This window comes from Aeromonas sp. DNRA1 (assembly GCF_963888745.1).
GTDB classification, from domain to species: domain Bacteria; phylum Pseudomonadota; class Gammaproteobacteria; order Enterobacterales; family Aeromonadaceae; genus Aeromonas; species Aeromonas hydrophila.
Map to the genome: position 1 here is coordinate 255,980 of NZ_CAWPKQ010000001.1, position 15,100 is coordinate 271,079.

At 58.2% G+C, this 15,100-nt stretch carries 18 protein-coding genes and 1 riboswitch; of the genes, 4 read left to right on the forward strand and 14 right to left on the reverse strand.

The genetic code is table 11. The features are described 5' to 3' along the window. Positions 1 to 130: 130 nt before the first annotated feature. Positions 131 to 586 carry a YbjN domain-containing protein gene (locus AACQ43_RS01115; RefSeq protein WP_161969062.1) on the reverse strand — a complete coding sequence of 152 codons (456 nt, stop codon included), beginning with the start codon at positions 584 to 586 and terminating at the stop codon, positions 131 to 133. A gap of 158 nt (positions 587 to 744) precedes the next feature. Between AACQ43_RS01115 and AACQ43_RS01120 the strand changes: the two genes are divergently transcribed. Further along, positions 745 to 2,082, forward strand: coding sequence for a flavohemoglobin expression-modulating QEGLA motif protein (locus AACQ43_RS01120; RefSeq protein ID WP_168965494.1), 1,338 nt, complete (start codon positions 745 to 747; stop codon positions 2,080 to 2,082). A 68-nt stretch (positions 2,083 to 2,150) separates the two neighbouring features. Here the strand turns inward: AACQ43_RS01120 and AACQ43_RS01125 are convergent, their stop codons facing one another. Both AACQ43_RS01125 and AACQ43_RS01130 read right to left on the reverse strand, forming a co-directional pair. Continuing rightward, the gene (locus tag AACQ43_RS01125) at positions 2,151 to 2,732 is read right to left on the reverse strand and encodes a thymidine kinase (protein ID WP_076359622.1); all 582 of its coding nucleotides are present in this window, start codon (positions 2,730 to 2,732) and stop codon (positions 2,151 to 2,153) included. Between the two features lie 86 nt (positions 2,733 to 2,818). Continuing rightward, positions 2,819 to 4,399, reverse strand: coding sequence for a Na+/H+ antiporter NhaC family protein (locus tag AACQ43_RS01130; RefSeq protein ID WP_076359624.1), 1,581 nt, complete (start codon positions 4,397 to 4,399; stop codon positions 2,819 to 2,821). 86 nt (positions 4,400 to 4,485) lie between these two features. Then, a riboswitch (Lysine riboswitch) is annotated at positions 4,486 to 4,657 on the reverse strand. Between the two features lie 321 nt (positions 4,658 to 4,978). On the opposite strand from AACQ43_RS01130, the gene AACQ43_RS01135 reads away from it, so the two are divergent. Next, the gene (locus AACQ43_RS01135; RefSeq protein WP_011705701.1) at positions 4,979 to 5,383 is read left to right on the forward strand and encodes an H-NS family histone-like protein; all 405 of its coding nucleotides are present in this window, start codon (positions 4,979 to 4,981) and stop codon (positions 5,381 to 5,383) included. A gap of 66 nt (positions 5,384 to 5,449) precedes the next feature. On the opposite strand, the gene AACQ43_RS01140 is transcribed toward AACQ43_RS01135, so the two are convergent. The 5 genes from AACQ43_RS01140 to AACQ43_RS01160 form a co-directional block, all read right to left on the reverse strand. Beyond that, the gene (locus tag AACQ43_RS01140; protein ID WP_168965496.1) at positions 5,450 to 6,013 is read right to left on the reverse strand and encodes a cob(I)yrinic acid a,c-diamide adenosyltransferase; all 564 of its coding nucleotides are present in this window, start codon (positions 6,011 to 6,013) and stop codon (positions 5,450 to 5,452) included. Then, complete coding sequence (locus AACQ43_RS01145; RefSeq protein ID WP_005299948.1) at positions 6,010 to 6,240, reverse strand: DUF3820 family protein; 231 nt, start codon at positions 6,238 to 6,240, stop codon at positions 6,010 to 6,012. The genes AACQ43_RS01140 and AACQ43_RS01145 overlap by 4 nt, the downstream gene beginning before the upstream one ends. Before the next feature lies 1 nt (position 6,241). After that, complete coding sequence (gene queE / locus AACQ43_RS01150) at positions 6,242 to 6,913, reverse strand: 7-carboxy-7-deazaguanine synthase QueE (protein ID WP_168965498.1); 672 nt, start codon at positions 6,911 to 6,913, stop codon at positions 6,242 to 6,244. A gap of 61 nt (positions 6,914 to 6,974) precedes the next feature. After that, positions 6,975 to 7,682 (reverse strand): 7-cyano-7-deazaguanine synthase QueC, encoded by a 708-nt coding sequence (gene queC / locus AACQ43_RS01155; protein WP_017410180.1) that lies wholly within the window; start codon positions 7,680 to 7,682, stop codon positions 6,975 to 6,977. 22 nt (positions 7,683 to 7,704) lie between these two features. Further along, positions 7,705 to 8,391, reverse strand: coding sequence for a tRNA-uridine aminocarboxypropyltransferase (locus AACQ43_RS01160; RefSeq protein ID WP_211162437.1), 687 nt, complete (start codon positions 8,389 to 8,391; stop codon positions 7,705 to 7,707). On the opposite strand from AACQ43_RS01160, the gene rrtA reads away from it, so the two are divergent. Next, the gene (gene rrtA, locus AACQ43_RS01165) at positions 8,321 to 8,899 is read left to right on the forward strand and encodes a rhombosortase (RefSeq protein ID WP_236662836.1); all 579 of its coding nucleotides are present in this window, start codon (positions 8,321 to 8,323) and stop codon (positions 8,897 to 8,899) included. The genes AACQ43_RS01160 and rrtA overlap by 71 nt on opposite strands. Positions 8,900 to 8,946: 47 nt before the next feature. On the opposite strand, the gene pyrF is transcribed toward rrtA, so the two are convergent. The 6 genes from pyrF to cmk form a co-directional block, all read right to left on the reverse strand. Further along, positions 8,947 to 9,648, reverse strand: coding sequence for an orotidine-5'-phosphate decarboxylase (gene pyrF, locus AACQ43_RS01170; protein WP_168965503.1), 702 nt, complete (start codon positions 9,646 to 9,648; stop codon positions 8,947 to 8,949). A gap of 101 nt (positions 9,649 to 9,749) precedes the next feature. Beyond that, on the reverse strand, positions 9,750 to 10,916 hold the full coding sequence (gene lapB / locus AACQ43_RS01175) for a lipopolysaccharide assembly protein LapB (RefSeq protein WP_118881421.1): 1,167 nt from the start codon (positions 10,914 to 10,916) through the stop codon (positions 9,750 to 9,752). Positions 10,917 to 10,925: 9 nt separating this feature from the next. Then, on the reverse strand, positions 10,926 to 11,210 hold the full coding sequence (locus AACQ43_RS01180) for a LapA family protein (protein WP_011705692.1): 285 nt from the start codon (positions 11,208 to 11,210) through the stop codon (positions 10,926 to 10,928). Positions 11,211 to 11,366: 156 nt separating this feature from the next. Further along, on the reverse strand, positions 11,367 to 11,651 hold the full coding sequence (gene ihfB, locus AACQ43_RS01185; RefSeq protein ID WP_011705691.1) for an integration host factor subunit beta: 285 nt from the start codon (positions 11,649 to 11,651) through the stop codon (positions 11,367 to 11,369). Between the two features lie 95 nt (positions 11,652 to 11,746). Continuing rightward, the gene (gene rpsA, locus AACQ43_RS01190) at positions 11,747 to 13,417 is read right to left on the reverse strand and encodes a 30S ribosomal protein S1 (RefSeq protein WP_011705690.1); all 1,671 of its coding nucleotides are present in this window, start codon (positions 13,415 to 13,417) and stop codon (positions 11,747 to 11,749) included. A gap of 93 nt (positions 13,418 to 13,510) precedes the next feature. Further along, the gene (gene cmk / locus AACQ43_RS01195; RefSeq protein ID WP_011705689.1) at positions 13,511 to 14,203 is read right to left on the reverse strand and encodes a (d)CMP kinase; all 693 of its coding nucleotides are present in this window, start codon (positions 14,201 to 14,203) and stop codon (positions 13,511 to 13,513) included. Positions 14,204 to 14,452: 249 nt separating this feature from the next. Between cmk and ribA the strand changes: the two genes are divergently transcribed. After that, positions 14,453 to 15,046, forward strand: a complete 594-nt coding sequence (gene ribA / locus AACQ43_RS01200) for a GTP cyclohydrolase II (RefSeq protein ID WP_010634253.1) — start codon at positions 14,453 to 14,455, stop codon at positions 15,044 to 15,046. Positions 15,047 to 15,100: the final 54 nt, after the last annotated feature.

Genomic DNA, 15,100 nt, shown 5'->3' on the forward strand with positions numbered 1-15,100 from the left:
TTTAACGTGCTCAGCCAGCACGGTGTTCGCTGCGCCGTTGCGCTGGAACGGGGCGTAATTTAGGGGAAAGCCCCGCCGGCGTCAACGGCTTTTTGCATCAGGCGAACCGTTCGCACATTTAACGCACAAATCAGTGCACAGACTCCGGTGCAACCTGCATTTCCGGCAGATTCAGGAAGCCCAACCGCTCGCATTCGGAGACCACCTCATGGGTGGTGGCGATGGTGCTTTCGACGAACAGCAGGAACTGCTCGACCGAAAGACCGGCCTTGGTGAAGACTGTGTGGCCCACCACCAGACGCGGCAGGTTGTCATCGATGATGTCGAGGAACACCTTGAGCGACGGGTACTGCATGTTGAGACGACCCAATTCGGCCACCAACGGCAGCAAGGCGGAGGGACGCACCTCCAGCTCCGATGAAAACAGCAGCCCTTCCTCTTCGACGAAGATCCGGCTCTCCTGAATGCCTTCGACGGACTGCAGAGAGACAATGTGGATACCGTGGCACTGATCACAGACGTAGTGCTCGATACGAGCCTGCTGCAACCAACGCATTATCATTTCGGAGCTGGGGATATTCATCATTTCCACGACACAATTGGGATCAAGGGGCGCAGTCTAAACCAATTTTCCGGCAACCAAAAGCGCACTGGCCGGATAAGCACATGCCTCGCTTCTTTTTGGCAAGCCGCCTGCATATACTCAGCCCATTCCAGCGCCACACTCGCCCCACAGGGGGCTAAATGACCATCCAAGAAAAGTACCGCCTGCATCTGAAATCCCTCTCGGATGAACTATTGATCCTGCAAAAGCCCATCCGCATTCTGGATGCCATCAAGTGGCCCCGTCACCTGCAGGCCGACTTTTTGGCCAGTGGAAGACGCACGCTGCCGGCCGTCAACAAAGCCTTCTATGATGGGCTCCCCCTCGGCTTCGATCCCCGCAACAAGTATCTGGAGCTCAAGGAGCTGCGGGACAGGATCCGCCGCCGACTCGGTCCCCAGGACGAGCTTGGTCGCATCCTGCAGGAGACGGTGGATCAATACATGGTGGTCATCGAGATGCTGCGCCAGCGCGGCCAACCGGACTTCCTGCGCTACAGCCAGCTGCTGTACGGTTCGGCCGGCGATCACCTGCGCGGTGATCGCAAGACCCTCAAGGAGCTGGGCGCGAGGCTGTGCGACATCTTCTCCCTGCCCGGCGCCCGCCACCTGGTCCGCCCCTACCCCAAAGAGTTCGAGGGGGAAGCGGCGGTGGCCAAATTGCAGGGCAAGCTGTCGAACTATTTCAGTGACGGCACCGTGCAGGTCAAGCTGAGCGATGGCATCGTCTCGGACGCGGCGGCCGGCGGCGATTACATCAAGCTCAACTCCCACGCCCGCTTCTCCGAGCTGGATCTGCAGGTGCTGGAGGTCCACGAGGGCTGGGTACACGTGGGCACCACCCTCAACGGCCGCCAGCAACCCTATGCCACCTGGCTCAGTGCCGGCTCGCCGCGCATTACTGCCTGTCAGGAGGGGTTGGCGGTGCTGATAGAGACCCTCACCTTCAGCTCCTTCCCGGACCGGGCCAAGCGCATCTCGGATCGGGTGATGGCCATCGACATGGCGGAGCGCGGCGCCGACTTCATCGAGGTGTTCCAGCACTTCGTCGGCCAGGGCACCAGCGAACACGACGCCTACAAGATCACCCAGCGGGTGTTTCGCGGCGGCATGGTCGAAGGGGGCGCCTGCTTCACCAAGGATCTCTCCTATGTGAAGGGCTATGTGGAGACGGTCAACTTCATCCGCAGCGCCGTGCTGGAGGGGGTGCCCGAGATCCTGCCCATGCTGTTTGTCGGCAAGGTGACCCTGGACGACATCCCGGTGCTCTATCAGCACTATCTGGAGGGGCTCATCAGTGCGCCCCGTTATCTGCCCCCCATGTTTCGCGATCTCACCGGTCTCTATGTCTGGTTTGGCTTCGCCTCTGGCATGTCGCTGGTGGATATCGGCCGGGTGCAGCAGCACTTTCGCCAGCTGTTCCACCGCCTGCCGGTGGCCGATCCCATCATAGCCCCCGTCGACATCGAGATTGACTGAGCCGCCAGCAACAAAAAAGGCGCCAGATTGGCGCCTTTTTCTATCCACCCATCGCGATGAAGAGAGGATTATTTGAAGGCCCGTCCTTCCAGATAGTGTTTGCGGCACAGGGAGACATAACGATCATTGCCGCCGATCTCCACCTGCTCACCATCGCGCATCACTTGCCCTGCTTCATTGACCCGGGAGTTCATGTGCGCCTTGTTGCCACACCAGCAGATGCTTTTCAGCTCCTCGAACTTGTCGGCCAGGCAGAGCAGGTGGTAGGAACCGGGAAACAGTTCGCCGCGAAAATCGGTCTTGAGGCCGTAGGCGATCACCGGAATGTCTTGCTCGTCGACGAGGCGGGCCAGTTGATAGACCTGTTCCTTGGTCAGGAACTGGGCTTCATCGACAATGAACACATCGATATGCCGCTCGGCATGGCGGGCTTTTACCATCTCGAACAGATCGCAGCTATCGCTGAACACTTCGACTCTCAGCTCCAACCCTACCCGGGCACTGATCACACCGGCCCCGAAGCGGTCGTCGATGGCGGGTGTCATGGCCAAGGGATGCATGCCCCGCTCCAGATAATTGAAGTGCGCCTGAATGAGCTGGGTCGATTTGCCTGAATTCATGGTGGCAAACTTGTAGTGCAGTGAAGCCATGGTACTGTTCCGAAACTGAATTTATGGGGCGCATGCTAACCAAAGCCCCCAGTAAAACCAAGGGGCCTGGCGGCCCCTTGTATTTTTTATGCGATGGCCAGGGCCGCTTGGGACCTTGCCTTGCGCAAATGGTAGCTGGAGAAGATGACGAACCAGAGTGCACTGACGCTGAAGCCTGCCAGCACCGAGTGCATCAGCCCCATCACCAGATAGCCGAGGGCGGCGCCGAAGGCGATGGCCAAGGCATAGGGCAGCTGGGTCATCACGTGGTCGATGTGGTGGCAGCCGGCACCGGTGGCCGACAGGATACTGGTGCTGGAGATGGGCGAGCTGTGATCACCGAACACGGAACCGGCCAGCACGGCGGCCAGCATCGGCAGCATCAGCGTGATGTCACTGGCCGCCGCCATGTCACCGGCCAATGGCAACATGATGCCGAAGGTGCCCCAGCTGGTGCCGGTGGCAAACGCCATGGCGCAGGAGAGGATAAAGACCACGGCAGGCAGCACTTCGATGGGCAGGTTGCCGTTGGCAAGCGATGCCAGGTACTTGCCGGTCTCGACGTCACGCACCACGGCGCCGATGGTCCAGGCAAACAACAGGATATTGATGGCCGGCAACATGGCCATGACCCCCTGCGGCGCAGCCTTGATCCAGTTCTTGGCACCGAGCTTGAGACGCATGGCCAGACCGATGGAGACCACCAGGCTGCACAGAGCACCATATACCAGGGACGAGCCGACGTTGGTATTCTCGAACGAGCCGAGCACGCTGAACGGCTCGCCATTGGCAGCCAGCACGGCGGCGCCGGAGTCAATCATGAAGTAGACGGTGGCCGCGGTCAGGGTCAGGATCGGCAGTACCATGTCGATCATGCCGCCGTTGCTCTCCTCCGGGCTCTCCATATCCAGGCCGATGGGGCGCCCCTTGGACTCATCCCACAGCTTGCCTTCCAGCGCCCACTGCTCGTGCTGACGCATCGGGCCGATGTCGAGCTGGAACGCGATCACCACCAGCACCATGATCAGAGTGAACACCGCATAGAGGTTCATCGGGATCATCTCGACGAAGGCGGAGATGGGACTCTGCCCGGTGATACCGTGAGCCGCCATGATGCCGCCTACCAGGGCGATGATATAAGCACCCCAAGAGGAGATGGGCATCAGCACGCAGACCGGTGCGGCGGTGGAGTCCAGCAAGTAAGCCAGCTTGGCGCGGGAGATCTGGAAGCGGTCAGTCACCGGACGGCAGATGGCCCCTACCGACAGGCTGTGGAAGAAGTCATCGATGAAGAAGGCAAAGACCATCATGCCGGTCAGCGTCTTGGCCCCCTTGCGGGTCTTGGCGCGCTTGGCGGCCCACTCGGCGAAGGCCCGGGTCGCACCGGAAACGCTCATCAGGCTGATGAGACCGCCCAGCAGCAGCATGAACAGCAGCATGTTGATGTTGTCACGGTTGAGCGCCCCGTCGACCCAGAAGATCTTGAGCACTGTGTTCAACATGTAATGCAGGGAATCGAGGGGAGAAAACTGGTTCAGCAGCAGACTGCCAGTGACTATGCCCACCCCCAGCGACAGCAGGACGCGGCGGGTCAGGATTGCCAAAGCAACGGCCAGCAGGGGCGGAATGATTGACCAACCGGAGTCGGCATAGTGAATGATGTCCATGATCTCTTTGCACCTAAAGACAGCAGGTGGAGATCTACCGAGAGGATAAAGAAACAAAACCCATGGGGAGGTAATACTCCTCAGCCCCTTCAGGTAGCGCTCCATAGTGGATGACTATGGCAGTCCTGCACCTATTAGATGCAGAACCAGCAGCCCGGTATGATGGCCTGGCCACTTCGGCGCTGGCTCCTTTCCTCGTGCATCACAGGCATCACCCTCCGCACAAGTAGTCATAGGCAGCGCGCCTCTACTTAAAGGTATTCGAGGCACATTTTATCGTGCCGGCACGTTATAGCAAGTTTTTTGATTAAATCACCAAATAGCGCGGTTTAAAAAGGCATAGTGGTAGTCAAATGGTGCAAACATTATGATTTTGTCGCTATTTTCATCTATCAAGAACTCAGTCGAGTATGTTTGTTGCCAATATTTCTGAATCGGGCCTGAATCCAAAATAGAACACTTAATTTCCACTATGAATTTATTAATTCAGCTGACTTGACTTGATCATAAATGGCCGTATAAATTAGCCAAAATTACTATATCTATTTAATTCACTCTTTTGCTCGCGTGGTGAACACTATGAACGAATTTTTGAAAGTCCTGCTGAATGTCCGTAGCCTACGTGCCGCTTGCCGTGAGCTGACGCTGGAACAATTGGAAGAAGGTCTGGAAAAGCTTTCCGCTATTGTCAGCGAGCGCCAGCAGGATGAAGCCGCCGAGCGTCAGGCTCGCGAAGAACATCTGCGTAAAATTAACGAATACGCCGAAATGCTGAAAGCCGCCGGCATCGATCCGGCCGAATTGGTTGGCACCGTGGCCGTTGAACCCGCCAAGGCCAGCAAGGGCAAACGTGCTCCCCGCCCGGCCAAATACCGTTATATGGACAACGGCGTGGAAAAAACCTGGACCGGCCAAGGCCGCATGCCTTCCGTGATTGCCAAGGCCGTTGCCGAAGGTAAATCCGTCGAAGAATTTGCCATCTGATAAAGCCACATTGGCGCAATAAAAAACCTCGCATCGCGAGGTTTTTTATTGTCTGTAGCCTGGCTATCAGCCCCGCTCTGTGGCCTTGATCCAGAGCACTTCAGGGGTCGCCGTACAGGCCAGCAGGTAGCGGGCAATGGTGAAGAACCAGTCACTCAGCCGGTTCATGTAGGGCAGAATGGCCGGATTGAGCTGCTCGCTGCGGCTCAGGGTCAGCAGCAGACGCTCGCAGCGCCGGGTCAGGGTTCGCACCACATGGGCTTGCGCCGCCGCACGGGAACCACTGGGCAAAATAAAGTTGCGCAGCACAGGTAAATTGGCGCTGTAGGCATCAATTTGTTGCTCCAGCCGCACGGTCCACTCATTATTCACCTGCCAGATGGCAGCTTCCTGAGCGGCGCTGGAAAATGCCAGCTCCCCGCCCAGATCGAACAATTCCTGTTGCAATAATAACAAGTCTGCCAATAATCCGGTTTCGGCCGCAGGCACCTCGGCAATAAGAAGACCTATATGAGAATTTAATTCATCAATATAACCATAGGTTTCTACCCGCATATCGTCTTTGGCCAGTTGCAGCCCATCGGCCAGGCGAGTCATGCCCTTGTCACCCTGCCTCGTATATATCCTCATACCGACATCCTGTTAATAATGGGAACAATCATGGATTCAAGCCCGTTGAGCTTGATTTCATAGGCCAGCGCCAGCGTTTGGCCCAGTGAACCGGCGGGAAAACCGGTGCGGGCCAGCCACACCAGATAAGGCTCCGGAATATCGATGATGCGACGCCCCCGATATTTGCCGTAAGGCATCTTGTTGGCCAGGGACAACAATACCCGCTCGTCGGATAACCACTCCATCTCAATCGATATCCAGATATTTATGGGTCTGGATGGAGAGCCGCCAATTGCGGGCAATGCAGGTTGCCATCGCCAATTGAGTGGCCCTGGTTTTCTGGCTGATGGGTTGCAGCGCGATCACCACGTTTTCACGCAAGCGGGCGGTGGCCAGCAGCGCATCGAGCTCCTCCACATGGCGCTCGGTGGCCACCGGATGCTTGATTTCGTTGGCCCGCTCGAGGGCAGAGACCAGCACCGGCAGCCCTCCCTTCATATTGATCTTGGGGGATACGGTGACCCAGGTCTGCTCATGGGTCTGGATCTCGCTGGTACCGCTGGTTTCGATCTGCACCTGATAACCCGCCTCAATCAGGGCGGCAGAGAGATCCTGCAGATCATAGAGGCAGGGTTCCCCACCCGTGATCACCACGTGGCGCGCCTGATAACCGAGCTGCTGGAAGCTGGCCAGGATCTGCTCCGTGCTCATCTTGCTCCAGCCATCGGATTCGTTGGAGCAGTCGAGTACCGCCTGTACCCCCACTTCACGAGCAGGATCGACCACCCAGGTATGACGAGTATCGCACCAGGGGCAGCCCACCGGGCAGCCCTGCAGGCGAACGAAGATGGCGGGCAGGCCGGTGAAGACCCCCTCCCCCTGGATGGTCTGGAATATCTCGTTGATTGGGTAGTGCATCTTGGTCACGGCTGGTTGCAAAAGTCGCGGATTATACCCCAAGCATGGCCGAGACGCAGGTTCAGCATCCGCTTTTCTCGCCCAGCCCGGTTTTTTGGTGCAAGCGCGTCGTCACGCCCGCTTTGTCGGCCAGGTACTGCTGCAGGCCGCGGCTGCGCAGATCGCAGGCAGGACAGGCACCGCAACCGTCGCCGGCAATGCCGTTGTAGCAGGTGAGCGTCTGCTGGCGCACGGTGTCGAGGTGGCCGTAGTGATCCGCCAGTGCCCAGGTCTCGGCCTTGTCGAGCCACATCAGCGGGGTCTCGAAACGAATGGCGCGATCCAGCCCCAAGGAGACAGCCTGATTGAGCGCCTTGACGAACTCGTCGCGGCAATCGGGGTAACCGGAGAAATCGGTCTCGCACACCCCGGTGATCACGGCCTCGGCACCCACCTGGTAGGCGTAGATGGCGGCCAGGGTGAGGAACAGGATGTTGCGGCCCGGTACGAAGGTATTGGGCAGACCGTTGTCCTGCAGCTCGAAGCTCACCGGGATTTCGTCCCGGGTCAGGGCCGAGATGGCCAGCTCGCCCAGCATGGTCACGTCCATCACCTTGTGGGCGGCGATGCCAAGCTGGCTGGCCAGACGGCGCGCCGTCTCGATCTCTTCCCGATGGCGCTGGCCGTAATCGAAGGTGATGGCGTGCACTTCGTCATAACGGGACAAGGCCTGAACCAGGCAGGTGGTGCTGTCTTGACCACCACTGAATACCACGACGGCTTTTTTCACGAATAACTCTCCTCTGGGCAGTTCAACTGCGCCGGCCCTGGGCAAAATCGTGCCACTGCCGGTTCAAATGGATAAAAAGGGTCATCAGCGGGGCGAAGCGATCGGGCGCCCTCTCCCACTGGGACAACAGATGGTAGCCCGCTTCCAGGGTCGACAGCGCCTCTGGAAACGGCTTCTTGCGAATGGAATATTGCCCCGCGACGGCGTCCAGCTTTATCCGCGGCAGCTGCTGCAACTCAGGGTTGCAGTGCAACATCCGGTAGGCCTTGCGCCAGGTTCCATCGAGCAGCAAAAAACAGACCCGGCGAGCCGGCTCGGCTGCCCCCCTCTCCCGCACCCTGGCAAGCGAGATGGCCTCCTCATCCGGCCACAGCAGATAACACTGCAGCGCGGGATCGGCCAGCAAGGCCGCCAGCTCGGGAACGTCGGCCACCTGTTCGCCCACATGCAGGCGGGCCTGCGTCAGCGAGGCGGCCAGCAGGATGGCGGTACCCTTGGGATGCCCGACTTCACTCGGATGCTGCAAAATATGGAGAGGGGCGCGATGCGGCACCTGCCGAATATAATCACACAGACAGGCTTTGAGGGCTCTGGTGCAACGTGTACAGTAGCGGCTCTTGTTGTCGTCGGACTGTTTCATGTTGTCAGAAAAATCAGGATTGCTCTGGGTCATCACGCTTTCACTCGCCAGTTTGCTGCTCTTTTTCATCGTGCCGAATCACCAGCTCTCCTTCGATCGCACCCTGATAGCCCAGGGTGAAGGGTGGCGCATCATAACAGGCAATGTGGCCCACACCAATCTGTGGCACCTGCTGCTCAATCTGAGCGGGTTGTGGGTACTTTACAGCCTGTTTCGCGAATACCTGACCGGTTTTAGGCTGCCGCTGCTGCTGTTGCTGCTCGGCTCCGCCGTCGGGCTCGGTATCTGGTGGTGGTGTCCGCAGACCCAGTGGTACATGGGATTATCGGGCGCGCTGCACGGCCTGTTCGTCTGGGGGGCGCTGCAGGATATCCGCTATCGCCGCTACTCCGGCTGGCTGATGCTGGCAGGGGTGGCGATCAAGCTCGGGGTGGACTTCTACAGTGCGGGAGAGAGCCCGGTGTCCGCCCTCATCGGCGCCAGGGTACACATTGAATCACATCTGATTGGCTCGGGCGCCGGCCTGCTGCTCGGCCTGCTCCCGATCACCCTGCGCGAGCCCGCTCCCAAGGAGTGAGCCGCCTCTGATGCAATGCCGGCCCCATCGGGCCGGCATCCTGTCCATTATCGATTTGCCAGCTCTGTATTGATGCCTGCCAGCATAGCGGCAGGATCGGCCGCCTGGGTGATGGGGCGGCCAATTACCAGATAGTCGGCCCCCGCCTCCACCGCCGCCAGCGGTGTCATGACCCGGCGTTGATCCCCGGCTGCCGAGCCAGCGGGACGGATCCCCGGCGTCACCAGCTTGAAGTCGGCACCGAGCAGCGCCTTCAATTCACGCGCCTCTTCGGCGGAGCAGACCACCCCATCGAGCCCCGCCTCCTTGGTCAATTTGGCCAGCCGGATCACCTGCTCGGCCGGGCCGACAGTGAGCCCCAGCGGCGCCATGTCGGCCTGCTCCATGCTGGTCAGCACGGTCACCCCGATAAGCAGCGGCGCCTTGTCGCCATAAGGCAGCAACGCCTCCTTGGCGGCCCGCATCATCCGCTCGCCACCGCTGGCGTGCACGTTCACCATCCAGACGCCGAGCTCGGCACTGGCGGCTACCGCCTTGGCGACGGTGTTGGGAATGTCGTGAAACTTCAGATCCAGAAAGACATCAAATCCCTTGGCAACCAGCTGACGCACGAACTGGGGGCCAAACAGGGTAAACATCTCCTTGCCTACCTTGAGACGGCACTGGGCCGGGGAGATACGTTCAATGAAGGCGAAGGCATCGGCCTCGCGCTGATAATCCAGCGCAACCAGTACTTTGGGATCTAGCATCTCACTTCCTATCGATGGTTATTCGCCGCCCGGAGCTTGGCCCCGGCTCGACCTGAAAACACCAGGCCGCAGGAGCCTGGCTCATGATCTTGTGGTGACTCTTACTCCCCGTCCAGGCCGCGGATCGGCTTGATGGACCCCCACTGGCGGCAGGAGGGACACTGCCAGAACAGGGAGTGGGTGGCAAAACCGCACTGCCGGCACTTGTGGGTAGATTTGATCTTGATCTGCTCGCCAACCAGCTGCTGCAATAGCTCAAGGCTCTCCTTGGCAGGCCCCTCCTCTGCGCTCGCCAGCTGGAAGCCCACCAGCTGATAGAAGCCCTTCATGGAGGGATGACGGCGCAATTGACGCAGCACCAGCGCACGGGCCTGACTCAGGCCGTCACGCTCCTCCACCAGCTTGGCCAATGCCAGCGTCACGCTGACGCCGGCATGATCCTCCACCGCCTGTTCCAGCAGGGGAATGAGATCGTGGGCACGGCCCAGGCGCTGATAGCACTCGTTGAGGGAGGGAATGGCTTCGGAGGCAAAGTCGATATCCTGCTCGAACACTCTCAAGAGATCCTTGCTGGCCTGCTCGAACTCCCCTGCTGCCATGGCCAGTTCCGCCAGACGCAGACTGGCACGGGCACAGGCGGGGTTGACGCTGAGCGCCCGCTTGAGCTTGGCAAGCCCGGTGGGGTTGTCCCCTTCACGCAAGGCGCTCTCTGCCTGCTCGCAGTAAAAATGGGAAATGGGTTCGGCCAGCTTCTTGCCCTGAAACTTCTGCAGCCGTACTGCCACGTCGATGGCCTTGTCCCAATCCCGCAGTTGCTGATGAATGATCAACAACTGGGCCAGCGCCGTCTCTTCATAGTCGCTGTCATCGCACAGCTCATTCCAGAGCGCCTCGGCCCTGTCCAGCAGGCCGGCAGCAAGAAAGTCGCGCGCCAGCTCCTGCAACGCCAGCTGGCGCTGTTCCCGGGTCAGCTGGCGGGTGACCAGGTTCTGGTGGATCTTGATGGCACGATCAACCTCGCCACGCTGGCGAAACAGGTTGCCAAGGGAGAGGTGGGTTTCGATGGTTTCGCTGTCCACTTCCAGCAGCTGGATAAAGAGATCCACCGCCTTGTCTGATTCATCGGACAACAAATAATTGAGACCCGCCACGTACTGGCGGGAAAACTGGTTACTCTGTTTCTGGGTGTCCTGGCGAACACTCCTGCGCCCCATGTACCAGCCGTAACCGGCAGCAATGGGCAACAGCAGGAAAAGCAGTTCAAGCATCGAGGGACATTATTCCTTGGCAGCCGACCGAGCCAGCTCCAACTCGCGGGATTGACGGCGCATGGTGCGATTGAGGGTGCGATTCTGCATCTTCAGACGCAGGAACAAGAGACCGAATACCAGCCAGCCCAGCAGGAAGCCACCACCAAAAAAGAATCCCAGCAACATGGAGAGTGAAAACTCGCCCTGGGCAATCAGATAGTTGAACTGCACCAGCTGGCCATTTTGCGAACCGACGGCCAGGGTCAGAATAAACACCAGCACCAGTGGAATGAGGGCCAAGATACGCTTCATAGGAGCTCCCTGTCAGTATCTAATGAAAGGCTGATTATCCTTAAAATCACCGGCAGACTCTAGAGCGAATGGGAAAAGACTTGGAGAAACCGGACAATTGCCACAAGGCAAACCATAAAAACAAAAAAGGCATACCCAAGTATGCCATTTTCTGCATTATTCAGCGATGTTCACTCGCTCGCGTAACTCTTTGCCAGGTTTGAAATGGGGAACATATTTCCCGGTCAATTCAACCTTGTCCCCGGTTTTGGGGTTGCGGCCCACGCGGGGGGCACGATAGTGCAGTGAAAAACTTCCAAATCCGCGGATTTCAATCCGGTCGCCGTTTTGCAAAGTCGATGCCATCTGCTCAAGGATCTCCTTGATGGCAGCTTCGACATCCTTGGCCGGCATATGCATGCGGCTGGCAGCCAATTGTTCGATGAGATCTGATTTGGTCATAACGTTAAATCTCCTTCCCCGATCACATGCAATATTCATTACGCCAATGATAAAAAAGGGCGGCGTGACACGCCGCCCTTTTCTTGCATCAAGGATTATTCACCCTTGGCGGCTTTGAACGCTTCAGCCATGGCATTGCTGAACACAACTTCTTCTTGTTGGTTCAGGCTGTCGATAGCAACACGCTCATCAGCCTCGTCCTTAGCGCGGACAGACAGGCTTACAGTGCGGTTCTTGCGATCAACGCCCATGAACTTGGCTTCAACTTCGTCACCAACAGACAGCACCAGAGTGGCGTCTTCTACGCGGTCACGAGCAGCGTCGGAGGCACGCAGGTAGCCTTCTACGCCGTCAGCCAGTTCGATCACGGCACCCTTGGCATCAACCTCGGTAACCTTACCCTTCACAATAGCACCTTTCTTGTTGTCAGACAGGTACTTATTGAACGGGTCTTCTTCGATCTGCTTGACGCCCAGGGAGATGCGCTCGCGCTCCGGGTCCACTTGCAGAACAACGGCTTCGATCTCGTCGCCCTTCTTGAATTCACGCACGGCTTCTTCGCCCTGGTTGTTCCAGGAGATGTCAGACAGGTGAACCAGGCCGTCGATGCCGCCATCCAGACCGATGAAGATACCGAAGTCAGTGATGGACTTGATCTTGCCGGAAACACGGTCGCCCTTGGCGTGAGTTTCGGCAAACAGCTGCCACGGGTTGGATTTGCACTGTTTCAGACCCAGGGAGATACGACGACGCTCTTCGTCGATGTCCAGAACCATCACGTCAACCACGTCGCCAACGTTAACAACCTTGGACGGGTGGATGTTCTTGTTGGTCCAATCCATCTCGGATACGTGTACCAGGCCTTCCACGCCTTCTTCGATTTCAACGAAGCAGCCGTAGTCGGTCAGGTTGGTCACGCGGCCAGACAGACGGGTGGTCTCCGGGTAACGCTTGGCGATAGCAACCCAGGGATCTTCGCCCAGCTGCTTCAGACCCAGGGATACACGGGTACGCTCACGGTCGAACTTCAGAACCTTGACTGCGATCTCGTCGCCAACGTTGACGATTTCGGAAGGATGCTTAACGCGCTTCCACGCCATGTCGGTGATGTGCAGCAGGCCGTCAACACCGCCCAGATCTACGAATGCACCGTAGTCGGTCAGGTTCTTGACGATACCCTTAACTTCTTGACCTTCTTGCAGGTTAGCCAGCAGGCTTTCGCGCTCGGAGGTGTTCTCGGTCTCGATCACGGCACGACGGGAAACAACAACGTTGTTGCGCTTCTGGTCCAGCTTGATGACTTTGAACTCGAGTTCTTTGTTTTCCAGGTGAGCGGTGTCACGGATCGGACGCACGTCAACCAGAGAACCCGGCAGGAAGGCACGGATGCCGTTCAGTTCAACGGTGAAACCACCCTTGACCTTGCCGTTGATGATACCGATAACGGTAGCTTGCTCTTCGTAAGCTTTTTCAAGCTGCAGCCAGGCTTCGTGGCGCTTGGCTTTTTCACGGGACAGCTTGGTTTCGCCGAAACCATCTTCGATAGAGTCCAGAGCCACGTCAACGGAGTCGCCTACGTTGATTTCCAGCTCGCCCATGGCGTTCTTGAATTCTTCAGCCGGGATAGCGGACTCGGATTTCAGACCGGCGTCAACCAGAACGAAACCATTTTCGATAGCAACGACAGTACCCTTGACGATGGAACCTTGACGGGTTTCAACGGCGTTCAGGGACTCTTCAAAGAGTTGAGCAAAAGATTCGATCATTGTTTATGTCACAAATGAAACATCCACTTGCAATCCGGCACAAGCGGGGTTGTTTTAAATTATCTGCGCCATCCATGGTGCAGACGACTGATATCAGTTTGTACTGACATCACCAAGTTGTTGCTCTGCATAGGCAAGCACCGTTACCAGCACTTCGTCTATGGACATGGCAGTTGAATCCACCACGAGAGCATCTTCTGCCGGTTTAAGGGGGGCAACGGCGCGATTTCTGTCGCGATCGTCACGCTCCCGAATCTCGGTTAAAAGACGCTCAAAGTTAACATCAAAGCCCTTATCTTGCAACTGCTTATAGCGGCGGGCAGCCCGTTCTTCGGCGCTGGCGTCGAGGAAAATCTTCACTTCGGCCTCGGGGAAAACCACGGTACCCATGTCACGACCGTCGGCGATGAGGCCGGGGGCTTGGCGAAATGCTCGCTGACGACGCAACAGGGCTTCGCGCACCCGCGGGAAGGCGGCAATCTTGCTCGCGGCATTGCCCACTTCCTCGGTACGGATGGTACGGGAGACATCCTCCCCTTCCAACACGACCTTCACCTGCTCGGCATCGACCTGGAACTGCACGTCCAGATTGGCGGCCAGGGGAACCAGCGCAGCTTCGGCATCGAGCTCTACATCGTGATGCAGGGCGGCCAGGGCCAGCACCCGATAGATGGCGCCGGAATCGAGCAGGTGCCAACCCAGTTTTTCAGCCAGCAACTGACACAGGGTGCCCTTGCCTGCACCACTCGGGCCATCAATTGTCATCACGGGGGCCATCTGCGGCATAACGTCTCTCCTGCACACTTGTTGCACACATCCCGGGAGGGATGGGGTAATGGGCGCCGATTATACCCAAATGTGCCGAGCCTGGCAGTCGTCGTGGCACACATTTGCGCAAAACCAGTCGCAACTGTCCTCTTTGTGTACCGCCAGGCAAACCATTAAGTTGTGCAAGGTTTTGTTCTTATGGTTGTTCCGCACAAGGCGCGCTAAACTGGCCGCCCTTTTTTAAGCAGCTGTAGTAAGGAGCAACCTATGAGCAGCGTTACCCTCGTGGCCAAATCCAAGTTGCCGACCCCCTGGGGCACTTTCACGCTGGTAGGCTTTCAGGAAACCGGCACTGGCAAGGATCACGCCGCACTGGTGATGGGCGATATCACGGGTGATGAGCCGGTGCTGGGCCGCATTCACTCCGAATGCCTGACCGGCGATGCCCTGTTCAGTCTGCGTTGCGACTGCGGCTTCCAGCTGCAGGCTGCATTGGAAAACATCGCCAAGGCAGGACGCGGCGTCTTGCTGTACGTGCGTCAGGAAGGGCGCGGCATCGGCCTGCTCAACAAGATCCGGGCCTATCATCTGCAGGATCAAGGCGCCGACACCGTCGAGGCCAACGTGGCGCTCGGCTTTGCCGCAGACATGCGCGACTACACCATCTGCGCCGACATGCTCAAGCAGCTGGAGGTGAAATCCCTCAAGTTGATGACCAACAACCCGCGCAAGATGAAGGCGATGGAATCCTTCGGCATTCCGGTGGCGGAACGGGTACCTCTGCAGGAAGGGCGCAATCCCCACAACGAGTTCTACCTCTCGACCAAGGCCAACAAGCTGGATCACATGTTCAAGAAGTGATCCCGCCTCGCCGCTCATCGCCATGAAAAACGCCTCCCATCGGGAGGCGTTTTT